Below are 19968 nucleotides of genomic sequence, written 5' to 3'. Positions count from 1 at the left end.
CCTGCGCATTACATCTGTGATCAAGGCGATCAGTGAGGGGACGGAGCCGCCGATGTCCGACGAGAAAACGAGGGAACCGGTGGTGACGCCTGCGCGCGTCGCCATCGCCCTCTGCCTGATCGCGCCCTTCGTGGCCATGCTGTGGGTGGGTTCGTACGCCAAGGTGGATCCGGCGTTCATCGGGATCCCCTTCTTCTACTGGTACCAGATGCTGTGGGTGCCCCTCTCCGCCGCGCTCACCGTGACCGCGTACAAGCTGTGGCAGCGTGACCAGCGCGGCCGCGCCGGCGCTTCCTCTTCCGCGAAGGGCGGTGCGTCGGAGTGAAGGACGGCGTGAACGGCGTCGCGCTCGCCGTCTTCATCTTCTTCTTCCTGGCCGTCACGGTCATGGGCTTCCTGGCCGCGCGCTGGCGCAAGGCCGAGAACGAGCACAGCCTCGACGAATGGGGCCTGGGCGGCCGGTCGTTCGGCACCTGGGTCACCTGGTTCCTGCTCGGCGGCGACCTGTACACCGCGTACACCTTCGTCGCCGTACCGGCGGCGATCTACGCGGCGGGCGCGGCCGGCTTCTTCGCGGTGCCGTACACGATCCTCGTCTACCCGCTGATCTTCACCTTCCTGCCCCGCCTGTGGTCGGTGTCGCACAAGCACGGCTATGTGACGACCTCGGACTTCGTGCGCGGCCGGTTCGGCTCGAAGGGCCTGTCGCTGGCGGTCGCCGTCACCGGCATCCTGGCGACGATGCCGTACATCGCGCTGCAGCTGGTCGGCATCCAGGCCGTGCTCGACGTGATGGGCGTCGGCGGCGGCGAGAACACCAACTGGTTCGTGAAGGACCTGCCGCTGCTGATCGCGTTCGGCGTGCTGGCCGCCTACACCTACTCCTCGGGGCTGCGAGCCCCCGCGCTGATCGCGTTCGTGAAGGACACGCTGATCTACATCGTCATCGCGGTGGCGATCATCTACATCCCGATCAAGCTGGGCGGGTTCGACGACATCTTCGCCAAGGCGGGCGAGGCGTTCGGCCAGACCAACCCGGCGACGGGCAAGCCGCGCGGCGCGCTGGCGCCGGCTGACCCCGGCCAGTGGACGTACGCCACGCTGGCGTTGGGCTCGGCGCTGGCGCTGTTCATGTACCCCCACTCGATCACGGCGACGCTGTCGTCCCGCAGCCGTGAGGTGATCCGCCGCAACACCACGATCCTGCCGCTGTACTCCCTGATGCTGGGTCTGCTGGCGCTGCTGGGCTTCATGGCGATCGCGGCCGGGGTCAAGGTCACCAACGGCCAGCTGGCGATCCCGCAGCTGTTCGAGGACATGTTCCCGTCCTGGTTCGCGGGGGTGGCGTTCGCGGCGATCGGCATCGGCGCGCTCGTGCCCGCGGCCATCATGTCGATCGCGGCCGCGAACCTCTTCACCCGCAACATCTACAAGGACTTCATCAAGCCGGACGCGACGCCCGCGCAGGAGACGAAGGTCTCCAAGCTGGTCTCGCTCCTGGTGAAGGTGGGAGCCCTGGTCTTCGTCCTCACCATGGACAAGACGGTCGCCATCAACTTCCAGCTGCTGGGCGGCATCTGGATCCTCCAGACGTTCCCGGCCCTGGTCGGCGGCCTGTTCACCCGCTGGTTCCACCGCTGGGCCCTGCTCGCGGGCTGGGCGGTCGGCATGGTCTACGGCACCTTCGCCGCGTACGGTGTCGCGTCCCCGACCCAGAAGCACTTCGGCGGCTCGTCGAAGGAGATCCCGGGCATCGGCGAGATCGGCTACATCGGTCTCACGGCGTTCGTGATCAACGTCGTCGTCACCGTGGTGCTGACCTTCGTCCTGAAGGCGGCCAAGGCTCCCGACGGCGTCGACGAGACACGCCCGGAGGACTACACGGCGGACGCGGGCGACCCGGGCGTGGCCGTGGAGCTGCCCCCGGCGACCGCGGGCGCGGGCCACTAGCGCCCGTCCGGCCGCGCGGGTCGCCCGGACTCCGCGGATCACTCGGGCCGCGGGACGGCGTCGGTGCCTCATCGGCCCCGTACGCCGACCGGGTCCCGCGCGGCGCGCGGGACCCGGTCGGCGTACGGGGCCACGGCGGGAGGCGCCGACGCCCTCTTCCACGGGGTCGCTCCCGGCACGCTCCGCGACCGGGGCGTCGGGCAGACTCGGGGCCATGGACATGGTGATCCGGCGGGTCGCGCCGGGCGAGTACGAGGCGCTCGGCGACATGACGGCCCGCGCCTACCTCGACGACGGCCTCCTCGACTTCGGCGAGAGCGACGGGTATCTGCGCGAACTGCGCGACGTGGCCAAGCGCGCGGCCGCCGCCGAGGTGCTCGTGGCCGTGGAGGACGGCCGTCTCCTCGGCGGCGTCACCTTCGTCCCCGGCCCCGGCCCCCTGTCCGACATCGCGGTCCGCGGCGAGGCCGAGATCCGCATGCTCGCGGTCGACGGGGCCGCCCGTGGCCGGGGCGCGGGGGAGGCCCTCGTCCGCGCCTGCCTCGACCGCGCCCGGGCGGCGGAGGGCTGCACCGCCGTCGTCCTGTCGACCCAGCGCGTGATGTACGCGGCTCATCGCATCTACGAACGCCTGGGTTTCGTTCGCACGCCCGAGCGGGACTGGAATCCCATGCCGGACCGGAACGATCTCACCCTGATCACCTATCAGCTGACGCTCTGAAACCGCCCCGACACAACATCTGGTGGTGGCGTGACGGGTGAGCACAAGATGTATGCTCATGCTCGCTGTCGCCGCAGGGGAATCCGGTGCGAATCCGGAACTGTCCCGCAACGGTGTACTCGCGTGCATCCATACCCGTATGCGCACGCCTGTTCAGTCCGAGGTCCTGCCGACAGCGCGCCCGGCCGTCCGGTCCGGGTGCCCTGACGTCCGGGTCTCGTGGAGTGGGCCGGTGGACGCGACGCCCCGCGCGCTCGTGTGCTGCCCCCTGCCCTCCGCAAGGCCCATCGCCGAGCGAGGGAGTGCCCCACGTGACCATCGCGCCAGCCGACCCGGTTTCCGTCACCGAGCTGGAGACCGACGGTCCCGGTACCGCGTTGCTGCGGACCCTGACCGAGCTGACCGCCGACCTGCCCGACGCCGACCCCGGCCGGGTCGCCGCCGTCGCCCTGCGCGGCCGGTCCGCGCGGGCCGCCTCCGAGGTCACCGCGGAGCTGCGCGAGCTGGCCACGGAGGGGGCCGCGGGCCTGATCTCCGAGGACCCCGCCTACTCGAAGCTGGCCGCCCGGCTGCTGACGATCAGCATCGCCGCGGAGGCCGCCTCGCAGGGCGTCACGTCGTTCACCGGATCGGTCGCCGTCGGCCACCGCGAGGGCCTGATCGCCGACCGCACCGCCGAGTTCGTGCGGATCCACGCGGCCCGCCTCGACGCCCTGATCGACGAGCAGGCCGACGACCGCTTCGGCTACTTCGGGCTCCGTACCCTGCACAGCCGCTACCTCCTGCGGCACCCGATCACCCGCAAGGTCGTCGAGACGCCGCAGCACTTCCTGCTGCGCGTCGCCTCCGGCCTCGCCGAGGACGACACGTCCCGCTCCCTGGACGAAGTCGCCGCGCTCTACCGGCTGATGAGCCGGCTGGACTACCTGCCGTCCTCCCCCACGCTCTTCAACTCCGGCACCCGGCACCCCCAGATGTCGTCCTGCTACCTGCTGGACTCCCCGCTGGACGAGCTGGACTCGATCTACGACCGCTACCACCAGGTGGCCCGGCTGTCGAAGCACGCGGGGGGCATCGGGCTGTCGTACTCCCGCATCCGCAGCCGCGGTTCGCTGATCCGCGGCACCAACGGGCACTCCAACGGCATCGTGCCGTTCCTGAAGACGCTCGACGCCTCGGTCGCCGCGGTGAACCAGGGCGGCCGGCGCAAGGGCGCCGCGGCGGTCTATCTGGAGACCTGGCACTCCGACATCGAGGAGTTCCTGGAGCTGCGGGACAACACCGGCGAGGACGCCCGCCGCACGCACAACCTGAACCTCGCGCACTGGATCCCGGACGAGTTCATGCGCCGGGTCAACGCCGACGCCCCCTGGTCGCTGTTCTCCCCCGCCGACGTGCCCGAGCTCGTCGACCTGTGGGGCGAGGAGTTCGACGCGGCCTACCGCAAGGCGGAGGCGGCCGGTCTCGCCAGGAAGACCATCCCGGCCCGTGACCTCTACGGCCGCATGATGCGCACCCTCGCGCAGACCGGCAACGGCTGGATGACCTTCAAGGACGCGGCCAACCGCACCGCCAACCAGACGGCCGAGCCGGGCCACGTCGTGCACTCCTCCAACCTCTGCACGGAGATCCTCGAGGTCACGGACGACGGCGAGACGGCCGTCTGCAACCTGGGTTCGGTGAACCTCGGCGCGTTCGTCGACACGGCGGCCGGCGCGATCGACTGGGAGCGGCTGGACGAGACCGTCCGCACGGCCGTCACCTTCCTCGACCGGGTCGTCGACATCAACTTCTACCCGACCGATCAGGCGGGCCGCTCCAACGCCCGCTGGCGTCCGGTCGGCCTGGGCGCGATGGGCCTCCAGGACGTCTTCTTCAAACTGCGGCTGCCCTTCGACTCGCCCGAGGCGAAGGCGCTGTCCACCCGTATCGCCGAGCGCATCATGCTCGCCGCCTACGAGGCCTCCGCCGAGCTGGCCGAGCGCAACGGCCCGCTGCCGGCCTGGGAGAAGACCCGTACGGCCCGCGGCGTGCTGCACCCGGACCACTACGGCGTCGAGTTCAGCTGGCCCGAGCGCTGGGCGGCCCTGCGCGAGCGGATCGCGCAGACCGGCATGCGCAACTCCCTGCTGCTCGCCATCGCCCCCACCGCCACCATCGCGTCCATCGCGGGCGTGTACGAGTGCATCGAGCCGCAGGTGTCCAACCTGTTCAAGCGCGAGACGCTGTCCGGCGAGTTCCTCCAGGTCAACTCCTACCTGGTGCAGGACCTCAAGGACCTCGGCGTCTGGGACGCCCGCACCCGCGAGGCGCTGCGCGACTCCAGCGGCTCGGTGCAGGACTTCGCCTGGATCCCGGCGGACGTGCGCGCCCTGTACCGCACGGCGTGGGAGATCCCGCAGCGCGGTCTGATCGACATGGCCGCCGCCCGCACCCCGTACCTGGACCAGGCCCAGTCCCTGAACCTCTTCCTGGAGACGCCGACCATCGGCAAGCTCTCCTCGATGTACGCGTACGCCTGGAAGTCGGGCCTGAAGACCACGTACTACCTGCGCTCCCGCCCGGCGACCCGCATCGCCCGCGCGGCCCAGGCGCAGGCCCCCGCCGCCATCCCCGTGCAGCAGGTGACCTCGGAAGAAGCCGTCGCCTGCTCCCTTGAGAACCCCGAGTCCTGCGAGGCCTGCCAGTAATGACCAGCGAAGCCACCACCGCGTCCGCCAAGAACCTGCTCGACCCGGGCTTCGAACTGACCCTCCGGCCGATGCGCTACCCGGACTTCTACGAGCGCTACCGGGACGCCATCAAGAACACCTGGACCGTCGAGGAGGTCGACCTCCACTCGGACGTCTCCGACCTGGCGAAGCTGTCCGAGGGCGAGCAGCACATGATCGGCCGGCTGGTCGCGTTCTTCGCGACGGGCGACTCGATCGTGGCGAACAACCTCGTGCTGACGCTGTACAAGCACATCAACTCCCCCGAGGCACGCCTGTACCTGTCGAGGCAGCTCTTCGAGGAGGCCGTCCACGTCCAGTTCTATCTGACGCTCCTGGACACCTACCTCCCGGATCCGGAGGACAGGGCGGCGGCCTTCGCCGCGGTGGAGAACATCCCGTCCATCCGCGAGAAGGCCGAGTTCTGCTTCAAGTGGATCAACGAGGTCGAGAAGCTGGACCGGCTGGAGAGCAAGGCCGACCGCCGCCGCTTCCTGCTCAACCTGATCTGCTTCGCCGCGTGCATCGAGGGCCTGTTCTTCTACGGCGCCTTCGCGTACGTCTACTGGTTCCGCAGCCGGGGCCTGCTGCACGGTCTCGCCACGGGCACCAACTGGGTGTTCCGTGACGAGACGATGCACATGAGCTTCGCCTTCGAGGTGGTCGACACCGTCCGCAAGGAGGAGCCGGACCTCTTCGACGACCGGCTCGAGGAGCAGGTGACCGCCATGCTGCGCGAGGCCGTCGAGGCGGAGCTGCAGTTCGGGCGCGACCTGTGCGGCGAGGGGCTGCCGGGCATGAACACCGACTCGATGCGGCAGTACCTGGAGTGCGTCGCCGACCAGCGTCTGTCGCGGCTCGGGTTCGCCCCGGTGTACGGCTCGGAGAACCCCTTCTCCTTCATGGAGCTCCAGGGTGTTCAGGAGCTGACCAACTTCTTCGAGCGCCGTCCGTCGGCGTACCAGGTGGCGGTGGAGGGCACCGTCGACCTGGACGAGGACTTCTGAGCCGCCCTCTCCCCCCGGGCCTCCTGGGCCTCCCTGATCTGCCGGTCGGCGCGCCGGTCGCGCACGACGCCGAGCACGGACGGGAGGACCAGGAGGACGAGGATCCCGAGGACCATGAGCATTCCGATGAGGCCTTCGATCTGGTTCGCGTTCATGGACACCAGTGTTGTCCCGGACACCCCTGACCGTGAGTGGCAGGACTGCCGCACACCTTCAAATTCCTGCCACTGCGGGTGCACACTGGCACCATGCTGAACAACGTGGCCGCCGTCCTCGTCGACGGCGTGCATCCTTTCGAACTCGGCGTCGTCTGCGAGGTCTTCGGCCTCGACCGCAGCGACGAGGGGCTGCCGGTGTACGACTTCGCCGTGGTGTCGGCGGAGGGCCCGGTCCTGGGCACCCATGTCGGCGGGCTCACCGTCTCCACGCCGTACGGCCTCGACCGGCTGGAGGAGGCCGACCTGATCGCCGTGCCGGCCGCGGACGCGAACATCGACCGCGCGTATCCGCCCGAGCTGCTCGCCGCGCTGCGCCGGGCCGTGGACCGGGGCGCCCGGGTCCTCAGCGTCTGCTCCGGGGTGTTCGTGCTGGGCGCCGCGGGGCTGCTCGACGGGCGGCGCTGCGCCGTGCACTGGCGGCACGCGGACGTGCTGGCCCGGCGCTACCCCCGCACGACCGTCGAACCGGACGTGCTGTACGTCGACGCGGACCCGGTGATCACCTCGGCCGGCACGGCCGCCGGCATCGACGCCTGCCTGCACCTCGTCCGCAAGGAGCAGGGGCCCGAGGTCGCCAACCGGATCGCCCGGCGCATGGTGGTGCCGCCGCACCGGGACGGCGGCCAGGCCCAGTACATCGAGCGGCCGCTGCCCCGGTCACGGTGCGACACCGTCGGCGAGGTGCTCGCCTGGATGGAGCAGCACCTCGACGAGGAGGTCACGGTGGAGCAGCTCGCGGAACGCGCCCACATGTCACCGCGCACCTTCGCCCGCCGGTTCCAGCAGGAGACGGGCACCACCCCGTACCGCTGGCTGCTGCGCCAGCGGGTACTGCTGGCCCAGCACCTGCTGGAGGCGACGGACGAGACGGTGGACGCGATCGCCTGGCGCGCCGGCTTCGGCACCGCCGGGGCGCTGCGCCACCAGTTCGTGCAGGCGCTGGGAACCTCCCCGAACGCCTACCGGCGCACGTTCCGCGGTCCGCAGGCCGCCGCCTGAGCCGCGGCTCTCACCCGGACACCGCCCGCAGCAGCAGCCGGCGCGGCCGGAGCGTGATGCCGATGTGCGTCCGGTTGTCGGAGCCCGGCGCCGGCTCGAAGCGGAACGCGGACGCCACCACCGCGGCGATCAGTGTCAGCTCGGCCATCGAGAAATGGTCGCTCGGGCACTTCCGGTTGCCGACGCCGAACGGCGTCATGGCGTACTTCGGCACCTCCGGGGAGCGGCCGGGCAGCCAGCGGTCGGGATCGAACTCCGTGTTCCGCTCGTACGACCGCGGATCGCGCTGTACGGCGTACGGGCTGTAGACGATGTCGGCTCCCGCGGGAATGCGGTAGCCACCGAGCTCGGTCTCGGTCACCGCGCGCCGGGTCAATATCCATACGGCGGGATACAGCCGCATGGTCTCGACGACGACATTGGCGGTGTGCTGGAGCTTTCGCACGTCGTCGAATGCGACCGGCCGGTCACCGACGACGCTTTTCACCTCTTCGCGGATCTTGTCCACCTGCTCGGGGTGCTCCGTGAGGACATGGAGCAGCGACATGACCACGGAGCCTGCTGTTTCGCTGCCCGGGGTGAGTATCGCGACGACCTGGTCGTGGATCTCCTGTTCCCCGATGGGCTCGCCATTCTCGTCCTTCGCCTCCAGCAAAGCCGTCAGCAAATCGTTCGGCTTTTGACCGGATGCGCGGCGGTCGGCGATGATCTCGTCCACCAGCCGATGCAGATCGGCCAGTGCCCGGTTGAATTCGCGGTTGGCCGGAATCGGTACCCGATAAAGCGGTCCGAGGGGCATCACCATGCGCTGGTACATACCGGCGAACAGGGTCGCGAGCGCGGAGGTGATGCGCTCCGACCGGGCGTCCATATAGCTGCCGCGCATCAGACAGCGCGCGGAGATGCGCACGGACACCCGGAAGGCCTCCGCGGTGACGTCGAGGACCTCGCCCCCTCGCCAGCGTTCGACGAGCGCGTACGCCTCCTCCTCCATGATCGGCCCGTAGCCGGGGATGGCGTCGAGCCGGAACGCGGGCTGGATCGTGCGCCGCTGGCGGCGGTGCAGCGGGCCGTTGGCCGTGGCCACGCCCTCCTTGCCGAGCAGGCTCTCCAGGGACTCCCACAGGGGCCCCGAGATGATGTAGTCCGGGCTGAGCGCCAGGGCGCCGGTGAGGTCCGGCGCGGTGACGGCGTAGACCGTCTTGGGGCCGAGCCTGAGGCGGACGATGTCTCCGTGGTCGCGGAGCCGGGCCAGGAAGGCCAGCGGATCACGGGCCAGCTTCCAGCCGTGCCCGAGGAGCGGGACCCTGCCACCGGCCAACGGTGGCTCACGCAGTTCGGGCGCCGCGGGGGTCGCGGGTTTCACCGACTCGACGGTCATTTCTCACCTGCCGCTTCGTTGTTGACGTACGGGGGCGTGGACCGGTCGTCCCAGCTGTCGACCATGTATCGGCCGGACTCGTGGTGGAACCAGTAGACGGAACTGAACCAGTTGCGCATATTGCCGAGGCAGGACCGTACGGCGGCGCCGAGTTGATTTCCGCGAACCGTCCCGTCGGCAAGCCGGTCGGCGAGCAGCAGGACGTCCTTCTCGACGACCAGGAATTCTGCAATGCATTCTTCGACGCGTCGCCTTACTTCCTCGACCGCCTCTTCCAGGGTCAGCCCCTCATGGGTGATGAGACTGATTCCGAGATTGTGCACCTCATCGCCCGCTATTTCCTTGGGCAGCGAGCAGAGGTCGTTGTACCAGGCGGCGAATTCCTGGCTCAGCAGCGCCGCGCGGCGAAATGCGGGGTGCTTCCTCACCGGGTCCGGGAGTTCAAGCCCCGCACTCGGCTCCAGCAGGTCGGTCCAGATCCAGTGTGCAAAGGTGAGCCGACGCAGCGCCAGATATTCCTCGACGTCGGGAATGCGCCCTTCGACGCGGTTGTGGAATTCCCGGTCGTACGCCTCGATCACGGCATGGAAATGCCGGGTGAACCGGGCGTTCCAGGTGGCGGGGAGGAAGGAGTGCAGCCGGCCCACGCTGTCCGCGAGCCCGGCGACCAGCGGATCCGGGTGGCGCAGATGCTGCACCGGGGAGTCCAGGGCCGCGTGCAAGCGGAACCTCAGCCGCCGCCAGGCGGACCTCCGGCCGTGCACGACGTCACGGTCGTGCCGGTCGTCCCAGATGAAGAACCACGCGCTGTAGTCGGCGATGGCCTGCATGACCTCGTCGGGTGCGCCGAGGTAGAAGCCGGCCATCAGGTCGGTGTAGCAAAGTCCGTCGGCATATTCTGCGACCTTGTCCGCCGGCATCAACCGCATTTCCAGCAGCCAGGAGCGCGTCTTCTCCTGCAACTGGGGCCAATACGGATGCAGTTGCCGGGGAAACGCCGCCTCGATGACCGGAAGAGAGAGCGAGGGAGGGACCGCGGGCGCGGTCACCGTCGCTGTGGTGCTGTATGTGGTGCTGTATGGGAAAGCTGGCACGGACAACCCCTCTCAGCCGCCAGTGGGCACACACCCCTCCCCCCGTGCCGGGCGTGCGCCGTTGCGTATCCCCGCACTTCCCATTCAGCACTACAACTGACCGTTCTGGGAACGGATTTGCTTCATTCACCACCCCAACATGCCGAGAATCCACCCCTGCATGACTGGTTACGGATCAACACGTGTGCAGTAGATGTGCGTAAGCGATCGAACGTCCGTCGGACACACGAACGACGCCCGGCCGGAGGGATCCCGGCCGGGCGTCGTGGTGGTGCGGGTGGGCTCAGTCGTTGGCGACCACGGGATACCGGGGCTCGTTCTCGGCCATCTGCCGCAGGGCGTCCTTGCGTTCACGCTTGGACAGACGGTCGATGTAGAGGTAGCCGTACAGGTGGTCGGTCTCGTGCTGCAAACACCGAGCGAAGTATCCGGTGCCGCGCACCTTGATCGGATTGCCCTGCTCGTCCTGACCGGTCACCTCGGCGTAGTCGGGACGGGCCAGCGGCGCGTAGGCGGTGGGCACCGACAGGCAGCCCTCGTTGCTGTCGTCGAGCCGGCGCCGGTCCGCGGGCAGTTCGACGAGCTTGGGGTTGCAGACGACACCGGTGTGCCGGACGCCCTCGTCGTCGGGGCAGTCGTAGACGAAGACCTTCAGGTCGACGCCGATCTGGTTGGCGGCCAGGCCCACGCCCTCGGCGGTGTGCTGCGAGGCGAACATGTCCGCGACCAGCTGCCGCAGTTCGTCGCCGAACTCGGTGACGTCCTTGCACTCCTTGTGCAGCACCGGGTTCCCGACGACGGTGATCGGCCGCGAGGCGCCGGCCTCACGCCATGCCAGCTCGCGCGCCTCCGCCTCCTCGGTGTCGATGACGAAGCCCTCGTCGTCCACGGGAAGCACGCCCGTGTGCTGCTGATCGGTGTCCTGCTGCGCCATGACCGACGATGCCTTCCTCAGTGAAACAGGGGGAGAAGTTGCTGATACAGGGTACGGGGAAGCGGTCCTCCAGGGGCGCGGGGCCGCATCGGTACGCGCCTCGGCCGCGCGGGCGCGACCCGCCACGGCGGCGCCGCGGCAGGCCCGGACCTAACAGACCTCTTCCAGGTCCCGCCAGTCACGGGAGTCCGGGCTGTCCGCGACCCATCCGTCCAGCAGCCCCCGGACCAGCGAAGCCGGCGCGGCCACCCCGCACTCCCGCTCCGGCACCCACAGCTGCCCGTCCGTCCGGTGCCCGAGCGGGCCCGGATGCCCCGGCTCGCTGTGGTCGTGCGGGTCGAGATGCTCGCCGTCACCCTCGTCGGACGGCATCCGCGACTCCGAGCACATCCGGCAGAGCAGCCGCACCGACGACGACCAGTCCTCCGCGGCGAAGCCCGCGTCGGCCGCCAGCTGCTCCAGCGCGTCCCGGTCGGACTCGGTGGCCGCCTCCAGCAGGACGACCCAGGTCGGCACGGGCGACGGCGCCCACAGCTCGATCTCGTCGAAGACCGGGTAGGAGTGGCCCGTGGCGGTGGTCCGCTCGCCGTGCGGCACCCCGTCGTGCAGCACGACCTCGCCCCAGCGCCGCCCGGACGAGGGCAGCGGGATGGACAGGACCTCCATCCGGGCCGGGTCCAGCCGCCGCCCCCACACCACCTCGGCCTCGCCCTCGGGCGACAGCCGTACGGCAGCGCTGCCCAGCTCCATGCCGACCGGCTCACCGGCGCCTATGGCGTCGCCGGGCACCCGCAGCCCGTACGCCTGCCAGGCGCGGCGGGCCAGCGGCCAGTCCTGGAGGGCGGTGGCCGCGATCCCCACGTTCCACCAGTCGGGGGCCCCGGCCTCACGGTCGAGCAGGGCGACGGCCCGCAGTCCCGCCGTGCGGGCCTGCTCCCAGTCGTGCCGGAACTTGTGCAGCAGGGCGAGGTTGAACCAGGACTCGGACAGCCAGGGTTCCAGATCGGCGGCACGTGTCAGCAGCGCCCCCGCGTCCTCGTACCGCCCGTCGCCGATCAGCGTGAACGCGCGGTCGGTGGCCTGCCGCCAGGAGGCGGAGGGCCGGTGCCGTCCCTTGCCGAAGATCCTCACGATTCCCGCCTGCCAGTTCCGTTCTGTGGGCTGGCCAGTGCCCCCGGACACTCTCTCCCTCGCATCCAACCACGTGTGGCCGGAGGGCCGCTCATTACCCATGGGTTACCCACCCACGGGCGAGGTCAGACCGTCCCATCCGCCGCCCGCCGCCCTTCCCGGGCCGCCGCGCGCGGCCCCTGTGTTCCAGAGCACCCTGGCCAGGGCCTCCACCACCTCGGGCGCGTAGTCCCGGCCGGTGCCGAGGCGCAGCTCCTCCAGGGCGGTGAGAGGCCCACCGGGACCGCTGCCCTGGACCTTCTCCTCGTATGCGTTCACCACCCGGACTATGCGCGCGGCCACCGGCTGCTCCGGGTAGGGGTCGGCCTGCCGCTCGACGACCGCGGCCACCTGGGCGCCCGCCCCGGTCTGGCGGACGACGGCCCCGCCGAGCAGCGCGATCCGCCGCTGCTGGGCGGCCGGCAGCCCGGCGGTGGCCCCGGCCGGGACCGGGTCGACGAGGCTGAGCTGGCCGATGTCGTGCATGAGGGCCGCGTACTCCAGGACGCTCAGATCGGGCTCCGGCAGCCCCAGGTCCCGGCCCACGGCCTGGCTGAGGGCGGCGACCCGGCGGGCGTGGCCCGCGGGGGTGTATCCGGCGATCTCGGTGGCGCGGGCCAGCGAGGCGATGGTCTGCCGGTAGGTGGCCCGCACCGCCGCGTACCGGCGCAGGGACAGCTGGGTGAGCAGCAGCGGTACCGAGAACACCGGCAGCGCCCACAGCCCGACCACGGCCACCGCGAGCGCCATCACCGCCCCCGTCGCGCAGACCGCCGAGCCGATCCCGGGCACCGCCCGCAACTCGTCCCGCAGCAGCGGGGCGAACGGCCAGCCGGTCCGGGAGTGGGCGAGCGCGGCGGCGACCACGGCGTCGCACAGGACGGTCAGGACGAGCAGCGCGAGCACCAGCAGCGCGTAGGCGGGCCCGCTCCAGCCGTCGAACACCCCGCGGTTGTGCAGGGGCTGGAAGCAGACGGCGGCGAACCCCACGGACAGGACCCGCCGCACCAGGTGGTCGAGGACGGCCTGTCCCCGGGCCAGCTGCGGCACGCTGCCGAGCAGGGAAGCGGCGACGACCACCGCGACGACTTGGGTGACCCCGTGCTGGGTGGGGTGCCCTGCGTGGCCGCCGACCAGCGCGTACGACAGCGACCCCGCGGTGCCGAGCGGCGCGGCCTCACGCAGCCGCGGTCCGCTCTGGGGGCGGGTGAGCTCCCCGACGGCGACGAGGATCCCGAAGGCGAGCGCGACGGGGCGGTCCTCGACGCCCGTCATGCACGTGAGGAGGAGGGAGCCGGCGACGAGGAGCGCCGCCGCGCAGTGGAGGGCGACGTGCGAGCGGCGGACGGTCATCGGCGGGCCTCGGACCGGTCGTCGGAGGGCTGCGCGGGCAGGGCCGGGCGGTCCTCCTCGGCGGTCACGACCGGATGCCAGCCGTCCCGGGCGATGGCGTGCGTCAGCGCCGCGACCATCCGGGGGTCGAACTGGGCGCCCGCGCACCGCCGCAGCTCCTCCAGCGCGACGGGCACCGGCCGGGCCCTGCTGTAGGACCTGGTGGACGTCATGGCGTCGAAGGCGTCCGCGACGGCGACCACCCGGGCCGGTTCCGGGATCTGGCTGCCCACCAGCCCGTACGGGTAGCCCTTGCCGTCGAGGCGTTCGTGGTGGTGCAGGATCGCCGAGCGGGCCTCGCCGAGGAAGGAGATCCCGCGGGTGATCTCGTGCCCGTACTCGGGGTGCAGCTCGATGACCCGCCGCTCCTGCGGGGTCAGCGGCCCGTCCTTGCGCAACAGCCGGGTGGGGACGCCGAGTTTGCCGACGTCGTGCAGGATCCCGGCGAAGCGGAGCATGTCGATCCGGTCCTCGCCCATCCCCAGTTCGCGCCCGATCAGCACGGAGGCCTGGCCGACGCGCTCGCTGTGCCCGCGCGTGTAGCCGTCCTTGATGTCGACGGCCTGCACCAGGGCGCGGATGGTGGCCTGGTGGGCGGCGCGCTCCCGGTGGTACTGCGCGAACACCCACCACGAGACGGCCATCGGGAACAGCACGAGCAGGGCGGCCACCGGCCCGTACGGGCTGAGCCACAGCACGGCCATCATCAGCCCGCCGAGCCCGTGCACCGCCAGCGGCGCCAGGGAGCGCAGGAACAGCCCCCGGCAGACCGGCCACGGCGGCAGCCCCTCCGCGAGCGCCAGCATCCCGCCGTCCAGCAGGGCGAGCGCGGCGCAGAACACCAGCACGGCCGCGCCCGCCGGCACGAGCGCGTACGGCAGGTCGGAGCCGGCCACGGCGTCCCGCCCGCCGAGCACGGCGTGCACCTGGGCGGCCGCCCACACGGCGAGCGACGCGTGCGCGGCCCGCCAGACCCGGCGCAGCAGAAAGGGGCGCCGCTCGACGTGCGAGAACAGCGCCCCGGGCAGCGGGACGAGCGCGGCCGCGGCCGGCGCGAGCAGGAAGGCCCCGGCGAGCAGCACGGGGTGGAGGGTGCCGGAGAACCTGCGCCGGGCGATGCGCTCGCCGCCGGCGTACAGGGCGGCCAGCAGCGCGACGGCCCACCAGGGGGTGGGCGCGCCGGGCAGCGAGGGGAGCGTGCAGAGCAGGGCACCGAGGGCGACACCGGCGACGTATCCGCGCGCACGCGCCGGAATGCCCTCCATGACGCCTCCCCCAGCCGTACCTGTCCGGGCTCAGGAGCCTAGGACGGCCGGGGGTGGGTCCGCGGGCGTATCACCCGCGAATTAGCACATTCGAGTGACGGCGGCGGGTTCCGGACGCGGCTGCCGGGAACCGGGATTCCGGGCAGCGGGCCGTCCGGAAGGCGCCTCAGGACTCCTGGGGCGTCGCCGTCACGTCGTGGTCGGGGACGGCCTGGCCGGAACGGATCAGGTCGATCCGGCCCATGACCTTGGCCCGCAGGTCGGTCGGCACGTCGTCACTCCCGCAGCACCGCTTGACCAGCTTCTTCACGGCCTCCTCCAGCCCGTACTTCTCCAGGCAGGGGGAGCATTCCTCGAAGTGGTGCTGGAACTTGTCCCGGTCCACCGGGGGCATTTCGCTGTCGAGGTACTCGTAGAGGTGGTCGAGGACCTCACCGCAGTCCGTCTCGTGCGGATCTCCGCAGCTCATGAGCCCGAACCTTTCGCTTCGTTCGACTCTCCGGCACCGGCCGGGACCAACCCGCGCTCACGGGCGTAGTCCTCGAGCATGCCGCGCAGTTGACGGCGGCCCCGGTGCAGCCGGGACATCACCGTACCGATGGGTGTCCCCATGATGTCCGCGATCTCCTTGTACGCAAAGCCCTCTACGTCGGCGAGATACACGGCGATCCGGAACTCCTCGGGGATGGCCTGAAGCGCCGCCTTCACGTCCGAGTCGGGCAGGTGGTCCAGCGCCTGCGACTCCGCGGAGCGCAGACCGGTGGACATGTGCGACTCGGCGCGCGCCAGCTGCCAGTCCTCGATCTCCTCGGCCGCACTGCGCTGGGGCTCGCGCTGCTTCTTGCGGTACGAGTTGATGAAGGTGTTGGTGAGGATCCGGTACAGCCAGGCCTTGAGGTTGGTGCCCTCGCGGAACTGGTGGAAGGACGCGTACGCCTTCGCGTACGTCTCCTGGACCAGGTCCTCGGCGTCCGCCGGATTGCGCGTCATGCGCAGCGCGGCCGAGTACATCTGGTCGAGGAACTCGAGCGCGTCCCGCTCGAAGCGCGCGCTGCGCTCCGCGGTCGATTCCGCGCCCGTCTCCTGGCTCACGCCCTGGCCCTCGGGCAGCTCCGCCTGGCCGTTGTCGGTCCCTGCGTCGGTACCGGTGACCGGACCCACCTCCTCAAGATCGCGGGTAGGACCGAAACCGATCCCACTCGAATCGGAGGATAGACGACTACCCGCGCCTGCCGCCGCTCCCATGGGGGCGGTCTTCGTCGCGTGCAGCACCGTCCAGTCCAGATCGGTGCGGCTGGCGCGGCTCGGGCAGATGGTCGAACCCATGCGGCGGACTTCCTCTCCCACTGACATCGGTGCCGGTTGTTCAGCACTTCTGTCCGCCTCAACAGCGCCCGGCCCCGCCGCATTCCCGACCCGCGCGGCGTCACCCGAGTGACGCGACCCACCCGACGACGGCGGCGGTGACGACCTCCAGCGTCTCCTCCTGCGTGACCCCGGACCGCTTGGGCACGGCGAACGCGTGATCGCCGTACGGCACCTCCACGAGGTCGTACCCGCCCGCGGGGAACTCGTCCGGCCTGCCGAACGTGTCGTTGCCGCCCTGGACCACGAGCGTCGGCACCCCCGCCCCGAGCAGCTCGTCGGCGCGGGACCGCTCCGGTCGGCCCGGCGGGTGGAGCGGGAAGCCGAGTGCGAGCACGGCGTGCGCGCCCAGCTCGGTGGCCGTGCGGCAGGCCACCCGCGCGCCGGCCGACCGGCCGCCCGAGATCACCGGCAGCCCGGGCGCGGCGACGGTCGGCCAGATCCCGCGCCAGCCGACGTCGAGGGTCTTCGGCGCGGGCGCGACCTTCTTTCCCGCCACCCGCCAGGGCTGCTCCACGAGCGCGACGCTCACCCGGTGCCCGGGCAGCACGGCGGCGAGGGCCTGGAGGTCCCGGGCCCCGACACCGCCCCCGGCGCCGTGGCCGACCGCGAGGACGAGCCGCGGCCTCTTCGCGGGGTGCCAGGTGACACGGGCGGTGCCCGCCTCGGTCTCCACCGTCTCGGTGCTCACCACTGTTTCGCTGCTCACGTCAGAAGAGTGTGCCCTCCTCGGGCCCCTCCAGCTCCTTCAGCAGCTCCGGGCCGTTGTTGCGGACGTTGCTGACGGTCGTGGACACCGGGTAGGCGCGCATCAGCCCGGGCGGCGGGGCGTCGAGGAGGGAGCGCAGGTCGTCCACGTCCGTCCGCGCGGGGTCGAGCCAGGCGTCCCAGCGGTCCGGGGTGAGCATCAGCGGCATCCGGGGGTGGATGTCGGCGAGGGCGTGCGGGCCGTCGGCGGGGGCCACGGCGAGCGGGGAGGTCTCGGCCTCGGTCGTGATCACCGAGCAGGTCACCCACCAGGCCTGCGGATGGTCGTCGGGCAGGGTCCGGTCCCGCCAGAACTCGTACAGCCCGGCCATCGCGAAGACCGTGCCGTCGGCCGGGAGCACGAAGTAGGGCTGCTTGCGCGGCCGCTTCCGCTTCCCCTCGACCTCCAGGTCCCGTTCCTGGACGCCGGTGACCCACTCGTAGTAGCCGTCGGCGGGCAGGACGCAGCGCCGGGTGGCGAAGGCGCGGCGGAAGGAGGGCTTCTCGTGGACGGTCTCGGCGCGTGCGTTGATCATCCGCGCGCCGCCCTCGGGGGTCTTCGCCCAGGACGGGACCAGTCCCCACTTCAGCTTCCGCAGCTGCCGAACCGGCCGCTTGTCCCCGGCGTCCTTCAAGGGACGGTCGAGGACGGCGTAGACCTCCTTGGTCGGCGCCACGTTGTAGTCGGGCTCCAGGGCCTCCTCGGGCTCCCACTTCTCGACCTCAAAGATTCCTGCGAGATCCTCGGGCCTGCGACTCGCTGCATACCGTCCGCACATACGTGCCACACTGCCAGACTCCGTACGAGGACAGGAGCCACCCCGAACCATGGAGAGCACCGCCGCCATCGCGCTGCCCGACCTGTGGGACCGTCTCGTCGGCACCCAGTCCGACCCCGACGTGTGGGTGGTGGTGGCCACCGCGGTCGCCGCCCTCGCGGTCGTCGTGCCGCACTCCCTGTGGCGGATATCGCGCAACGCGATCACCATCGCCCACGAAGGCGGTCACGGCCTGGTCGCGCTGCTGACCGGGCGCCAGCTGACCGGGATCCGGCTGCACTCCGACACCAGTGGCCTGACCCTCAGCCGGGGCAAGCCGCACGGCCTCGGCATGATCCTCACCGCGGCGGCCGGGTACACCGCTCCCCCGCTGCTCGGTCTGGGTGGCGCGGCCCTCCTCGGCGCCGGCCGCATCACGCTGCTGCTGTGGGTGGCCACGGCCCTGCTGCTCGTGATGCTGGTGATGATCCGCAACGCGTACGGCGCGCTCACGGTGGTCCTCACCGGCGGCACCTTCCTGCTGGTGTCCTGGCTGGCGGGACCGCAGGTGCAGGCGGCCTTCGCCTACGCGGTCGTGTGGTTCCTGCTGCTGGGCGGCGTCCGGCCCGCCTTCGAGCTCCAGGCGAAGCGTTCCCGCGGCGGCGCGGGCGACTCGGACGCCGACCAGTTGTCCCGGCTGACCCATGTGCCGGCGGGCCTGTGGCTGTTCCTCTTCCACGCGGTGAGCCTGTGCGCCCTGCTGGGCGGGGGCCGGTGGCTGCTGGGGCTGTGAGGCAGCCGCGGGACGAGGCGTCACGGGGGCGCGGGATGTGCCTCCACGGCGGTGCCGCGGGCCGCGGCCGGCCCCGACGGCGCCGCACCCGATGCACGGCCGCCCACTAAAGTGGAGCCCATGGCCCCGAACCCCGCACACACCGCCCTCTGGCCCGCCCCGCACGCGAGCGAGGCCGTCGCCGCGACGGTCCACGTGCCGGGGTCGAAGTCCGTCACCAACCGTGCCCTCGTCCTCGCCTCGCTCGCCTCCGAGCCGGGCTGGCTGCGCCGTCCCCTGCGCTCCCGCGACACCCTGCTGATGGCGGGTGCCCTGCGCGAGATGGGCGTCGGCATCGAGGAGACCGTGTCGTCCAGCTCCTCCGGCGCCGGGAGCCCCGACGGCACCGGCGAGGCCTGGCGGGTCCTCCCCGCGGGGCTGCGCGGCCCGGCCACGGTCGACGTCGGCAACGCGGGCACGGTGATGCGCTTCCTGCCGCCGGTCGCCGCCCTCGCCGACGGCCCCGTCCGCTTCGACGGCGACCCGCGGTCGTACGAGCGTCCCCTGCACGGCGTCATCGACGCGCTGCGGGTCCTCGGCGCCCGGATCGACGACGACGGCCGCGGCGCGCTGCCGCTGACCGTGCACGGCGGCGGCGCGCTGGACGGCGGCACGGTGGAGATCGACGCCTCGTCCTCGTCCCAGTTCGTGTCGGCCCTGCTCCTCTCGGCCCCCCGCTTCAACCAGGGCGTGGAGGTCCGTCACATCGGCTCCACGCTGCCCTCGGTGCCGCACATCCGGATGACGGTCGACATGCTGCGCGCGGTCGGCGCGCAGGTGGACACCCCGGAGTCGGGCGGCGAGCCGAACGTCTGGCGGGTCACCCCGGGCGCCCTGCTGGGCCGCGACCTGACGATCGAGCCGGACCTGTCCAACGCCCAGCCGTTCCTGGCGGCTGCCCTGGTGACGGGCGGCCGGGTGCTGATCCCGGACTGGCCGGCCCGCACCACCCAGCCGGGTGACCGGCTGCGGGAGATCTTCACCGAGATGGGTGGCTCCTGCGAACTGGCCGACTACGGCCTCGTCTTCACCGGTTCGGGTGCGATCCACGGCATCGATGTCGACCTGGGCGACGTCGGCGAGCTGACCCCGGGCATCGCGGCGGTCGCCGCCCTCGCGGACTCCCCGTCCACCCTGCGGGGCGTGGCCCACCTGCGTCTGCACGAGACGGACCGGCTGGCCGCGCTGACGAAGGAGATCAACGAGCTCGGCGGCGATGTGACGGAGACCGCCGACGGTCTGCACATCCGCCCGCGCCGGCTGCACGGCGGGATCTTCCACACCTACGACGACCACCGCATGGCGACGGCCGGCGCGATCATCGGCCTGGCCGTGGAGGGCGTGCAGATCGAGAACGTGGCGACGACGGCGAAGACGCTGCCGGACTTCCCGGAGCTGTGGACCGGGATGCTCGGGGTATAGGG

The 19968-nt window shown here is 71.4% G+C and carries 19 protein-coding genes and 1 riboswitch; of the genes, 8 read left to right on the top strand and 11 right to left on the bottom strand.

Annotation, left to right across the window (positions count from 1 at the left end):
* The first annotated feature begins 52 nt into the window (after positions 1-52).
* From J2X68_RS17115 to J2X68_RS17095, 5 genes are all read left to right on the top strand, one after another.
* Positions 53-325: a DUF3311 domain-containing protein gene (locus J2X68_RS17115; protein ID WP_310433406.1), complete on the top strand. Its 273-nt coding sequence runs from the start codon at positions 53-55 to the stop codon at positions 323-325.
* Entirely contained in the window at positions 322-1950 is a 1629-nt protein-coding gene (gene mctP / locus J2X68_RS17110) for a monocarboxylate uptake permease MctP (protein WP_310433405.1), read from the top strand. The genes J2X68_RS17115 and mctP overlap by 4 nt, the downstream gene beginning before the upstream one ends.
* 214 nt (positions 1951-2164) lie before the next feature.
* Entirely contained in the window at positions 2165-2671 is a 507-nt protein-coding gene (locus J2X68_RS17105; RefSeq protein WP_310433404.1) for a GNAT family N-acetyltransferase, read from the top strand.
* Positions 2672-2748: 77 nt separating this feature from the next.
* Positions 2749-2838: riboswitch (cobalamin riboswitch) on the top strand.
* 144 nt (positions 2839-2982) lie between these two features.
* Positions 2983-5361 carry a ribonucleoside-diphosphate reductase subunit alpha gene (locus tag J2X68_RS17100; RefSeq protein WP_310433403.1) on the top strand — a complete coding sequence of 793 codons (2379 nt, stop codon included), beginning with the start codon at positions 2983-2985 and terminating at the stop codon, positions 5359-5361.
* Positions 5361-6389, top strand: a complete 1029-nt coding sequence (locus tag J2X68_RS17095; RefSeq protein WP_310433402.1) for a ribonucleotide-diphosphate reductase subunit beta — start codon at positions 5361-5363, stop codon at positions 6387-6389. The genes J2X68_RS17100 and J2X68_RS17095 overlap by 1 nt, the downstream gene beginning before the upstream one ends.
* Here the strand turns inward: J2X68_RS17095 and J2X68_RS17090 are convergent.
* Positions 6302-6544, bottom strand: coding sequence for a hypothetical protein (locus tag J2X68_RS17090; protein WP_310433401.1), 243 nt, complete (start codon positions 6542-6544; stop codon positions 6302-6304). The genes J2X68_RS17095 and J2X68_RS17090 overlap by 88 nt on opposite strands.
* 93 nt (positions 6545-6637) lie before the next feature.
* Here J2X68_RS17090 and J2X68_RS17085 point away from each other — a divergent pair, with 93 nt between their 5' ends.
* Positions 6638-7606, top strand: coding sequence for a helix-turn-helix domain-containing protein (locus J2X68_RS17085; protein WP_310433400.1), 969 nt, complete (start codon positions 6638-6640; stop codon positions 7604-7606).
* A 10-nt stretch (positions 7607-7616) separates the two neighbouring features.
* On the opposite strand, the gene J2X68_RS17080 is transcribed toward J2X68_RS17085, so the two are convergent.
* From J2X68_RS17080 to J2X68_RS17035, 10 genes are all read right to left on the bottom strand, one after another.
* The gene (locus J2X68_RS17080; RefSeq protein ID WP_310433399.1) at positions 7617-8987 is read right to left on the bottom strand and encodes a cytochrome P450; all 1371 of its coding nucleotides are present in this window, start codon (positions 8985-8987) and stop codon (positions 7617-7619) included.
* Positions 8984-10036 (bottom strand): epi-isozizaene synthase, encoded by a 1053-nt coding sequence (cyc1, locus tag J2X68_RS17075; protein ID WP_399040148.1) that lies wholly within the window; start codon positions 10034-10036, stop codon positions 8984-8986. Before cyc1 ends, J2X68_RS17080 begins: the two co-directional genes overlap by 4 nt.
* Before the next feature lie 328 nt (positions 10037-10364).
* The gene (gene def, locus J2X68_RS17070) at positions 10365-11015 is read right to left on the bottom strand and encodes a peptide deformylase (protein ID WP_310433397.1); all 651 of its coding nucleotides are present in this window, start codon (positions 11013-11015) and stop codon (positions 10365-10367) included.
* 150 nt (positions 11016-11165) lie between these two features.
* A complete protein-coding gene (locus tag J2X68_RS17065; RefSeq protein ID WP_310433396.1) occupies positions 11166-12146 on the bottom strand; it encodes a hypothetical protein in 981 nt (326 codons plus the stop codon).
* A 105-nt stretch (positions 12147-12251) separates the two neighbouring features.
* Complete coding sequence (locus J2X68_RS17060; protein ID WP_310433395.1) at positions 12252-13538, bottom strand: HD domain-containing protein; 1287 nt, start codon at positions 13536-13538, stop codon at positions 12252-12254.
* On the bottom strand, positions 13535-14842 hold the full coding sequence (locus tag J2X68_RS17055) for an HD-GYP domain-containing protein (protein WP_310433394.1): 1308 nt from the start codon (positions 14840-14842) through the stop codon (positions 13535-13537). Before J2X68_RS17055 ends, J2X68_RS17060 begins: the two co-directional genes overlap by 4 nt.
* A gap of 166 nt (positions 14843-15008) precedes the next feature.
* Positions 15009-15311, bottom strand: coding sequence for a mycothiol system anti-sigma-R factor (gene rsrA / locus J2X68_RS17050; protein ID WP_310433393.1), 303 nt, complete (start codon positions 15309-15311; stop codon positions 15009-15011).
* The gene (gene sigR / locus J2X68_RS17045; protein WP_310433392.1) at positions 15308-16003 is read right to left on the bottom strand and encodes an RNA polymerase sigma factor SigR; all 696 of its coding nucleotides are present in this window, start codon (positions 16001-16003) and stop codon (positions 15308-15310) included. The genes rsrA and sigR overlap by 4 nt, the downstream gene beginning before the upstream one ends.
* Positions 16004-16268: 265 nt before the next feature.
* The gene (locus J2X68_RS17040) at positions 16269-16916 is read right to left on the bottom strand and encodes an alpha/beta family hydrolase (RefSeq protein ID WP_310433391.1); all 648 of its coding nucleotides are present in this window, start codon (positions 16914-16916) and stop codon (positions 16269-16271) included.
* Position 16917: 1 nt separating this feature from the next.
* Complete coding sequence (locus tag J2X68_RS17035) at positions 16918-17733, bottom strand: SOS response-associated peptidase (protein ID WP_310433390.1); 816 nt, start codon at positions 17731-17733, stop codon at positions 16918-16920.
* A 49-nt stretch (positions 17734-17782) separates the two neighbouring features.
* Between J2X68_RS17035 and J2X68_RS17030 the strand changes: the two genes are divergently transcribed.
* Together J2X68_RS17030 and aroA are read left to right on the top strand one after the other, a co-directional pair.
* Complete coding sequence (locus J2X68_RS17030; RefSeq protein ID WP_310433389.1) at positions 17783-18505, top strand: M50 family metallopeptidase; 723 nt, start codon at positions 17783-17785, stop codon at positions 18503-18505.
* A gap of 120 nt (positions 18506-18625) precedes the next feature.
* Positions 18626-19966 (top strand): 3-phosphoshikimate 1-carboxyvinyltransferase, encoded by a 1341-nt coding sequence (aroA, locus tag J2X68_RS17025; protein ID WP_310433388.1) that lies wholly within the window; start codon positions 18626-18628, stop codon positions 19964-19966.
* Positions 19967-19968 lie beyond the last annotated feature (2 nt).

Origin of the sequence: Streptomyces sp. 3330, from assembly GCF_031456635.1 — a bacterium.
GTDB lineage: Bacteria > Actinomycetota > Actinomycetes > Streptomycetales > Streptomycetaceae > Streptomyces.
This window is presented reverse-complemented; position numbering and strand designations above follow the sequence as displayed.

Excerpts from the sequence above, each read along its gene's own strand:
- rsrA (WP_310433393.1), bottom strand. The coding sequence starts at position 15,311 with ATGAGCTGCGGAGATCCGCACGAGACGGACTGCGGTGAGGTCCTCGAC.
- J2X68_RS17105 (WP_310433404.1), top strand. The coding sequence starts at position 2,165 with ATGGACATGGTGATCCGGCGGGTCGCGCCGGGCGAGTACGAGGCGCTC.
- aroA (WP_310433388.1), top strand. The coding sequence starts at position 18,626 with ATGGCCCCGAACCCCGCACACACCGCCCTCTGGCCCGCCCCGCACGCG.
- J2X68_RS17060 (WP_310433395.1), bottom strand. The coding sequence starts at position 13,538 with ATGACCGTCCGCCGCTCGCACGTCGCCCTCCACTGCGCGGCGGCGCTC.
- J2X68_RS17115 (WP_310433406.1), top strand. The coding sequence starts at position 53 with ATGTCCGACGAGAAAACGAGGGAACCGGTGGTGACGCCTGCGCGCGTC.
- J2X68_RS17080 (WP_310433399.1), bottom strand. The coding sequence starts at position 8,987 with ATGACCGTCGAGTCGGTGAAACCCGCGACCCCCGCGGCGCCCGAACTG.
- def (WP_310433397.1), bottom strand. The coding sequence starts at position 11,015 with ATGGCGCAGCAGGACACCGATCAGCAGCACACGGGCGTGCTTCCCGTG.
- J2X68_RS17055 (WP_310433394.1), bottom strand. The coding sequence starts at position 14,842 with ATGGAGGGCATTCCGGCGCGTGCGCGCGGATACGTCGCCGGTGTCGCC.
- J2X68_RS17085 (WP_310433400.1), top strand. The coding sequence starts at position 6,638 with ATGCTGAACAACGTGGCCGCCGTCCTCGTCGACGGCGTGCATCCTTTC.
- J2X68_RS17030 (WP_310433389.1), top strand. The coding sequence starts at position 17,783 with ATGGAGAGCACCGCCGCCATCGCGCTGCCCGACCTGTGGGACCGTCTC.
- J2X68_RS17035 (WP_310433390.1), bottom strand. The coding sequence starts at position 17,733 with ATGTGCGGACGGTATGCAGCGAGTCGCAGGCCCGAGGATCTCGCAGGA.
- J2X68_RS17095 (WP_310433402.1), top strand. The coding sequence starts at position 5,361 with ATGACCAGCGAAGCCACCACCGCGTCCGCCAAGAACCTGCTCGACCCG.
- J2X68_RS17090 (WP_310433401.1), bottom strand. The coding sequence starts at position 6,544 with ATGAACGCGAACCAGATCGAAGGCCTCATCGGAATGCTCATGGTCCTC.